At 58.8% G+C, this 1402-nt stretch carries 1 pseudogene; it reads left to right on the forward strand.

The features are described 5' to 3' along the window. Positions 1-1064, forward strand: a pseudogene (locus PHA01_RS29070) (ISNCY family transposase); the annotation flags it as partial. Between the last annotated feature and the right edge of the window lie 338 nt (positions 1065-1402).

Genomic DNA, 1402 nt, shown 5'->3' on the forward strand with positions numbered 1-1402 from the left:
CTGGTCATCACGCAAGAAGCGTCGTCTGCAGTTCCATCCGCCGCGGCTGCGGCGCGAGTGTTATGGCGAGCTGATCCAGATCGACGGCAGCGAGCATCGCTGGTTCGAGGATCGCGGTCCCAAATGCGCCCTTTTGGTCTTCATCGACGATGCAACAGGCAAGCTCCTTCACTTGCGCTTTGCCAGGTCGGAGAACACGTTCGACTATTTCCATGCCACCAAGGCCTATCTGCAGGACTGGGGCAAACCGCTGGCGTTTTACAGCGACAAGCATGGCATCTTCCGCACGACCCATGCTTCCAACCCTGGATCGAACGAGTGGCCTGACGCAGTTCGGGCGCGCCCTTTATGAGCTCAACATCGACATCATCTGCGCCAATACCCCGCAGGCCAAGGGCCGGGTCGAGCGCGCCAACCAGACCCTGCAGGATCGTCTGGTCAAGGAACTGCGTTTGCGCGGCATCAGCACGATTGAGGCGGCCAATGCCTATGCCGCGGAGTTCATGGGTGATTTCAACGCGCGTTTCGGCAAGGAACCGCGCAATCCGAAGAATATGCATCGCCCGCTTGCCGCGCACGAGAATCTCGACGGTGCCATGTGCAGGAAGGAGGTGCGCAAGCTGTCGCAGACCCTGACGCTGCGCTACGACAAGGTGCTGTTCATCCTCGAGCCGACGGAGGCTGCCAAGCGGCTGGCCGGTCAGAAGGTTATCGTCTGCGACTACCCGGATGGCCGTCTCGAAGTCATGCACGAGGGGATCACCCTGCCCTACCGGACCTTCGACAAGCTGCGCTCGGTGCAGCGGTCGGAAGTTGTCGAGAACAAGCGCCTCGATGACGTGCTTGCCTTTGTTGCCGACAGGCAGGCTGAGCGCGAGCTTGGGCGCAGCCAGCATGGACCGCGCCGCACTGGCCAGACCAGCCATATGTTTGGCCTTCCCGACGGCAGTCAGAGCAATGGCTATCAAAAGCGTAAACCACGCGGCCGGACGGATTACATGAACGATCCCGCTGTCCTTGCCCGGCGCGAGCAAGCCAAAGCGCTCATGAAGGCGGCTGAGTGACCAGGATGGGTCGGGTTGTCAAAGCTGAAGTATATCTCCCAGCGATCCTAACCGCCTCCGCCCGGGCTGCGCAACACGAACCCGCTGCGCCCGGTCGGCGGCTGCCGTTGCTCCTATACGAGAAGAATATCCTCCGATATCCTTAGTAATCATAATCGGCCATTGTCGCATTTCTATATGGCTGACGATGTCTCATCTATAAAATGCTTTGACAGGATGGATTCAAGGGGTGGGTTCAAGGATGAAGTGCGACTTGCGATAGATAACAATGGCTTATCACTCGCAAGGACTTGCCCATGGAACGTACCTACTCCCAGATTGATATGGATGAACGCCGC

The organism is Candidatus Phyllobacterium onerii, from assembly GCF_028331445.1.
GTDB lineage: Bacteria > Pseudomonadota > Alphaproteobacteria > Rhizobiales > Rhizobiaceae > Phyllobacterium > Phyllobacterium onerii.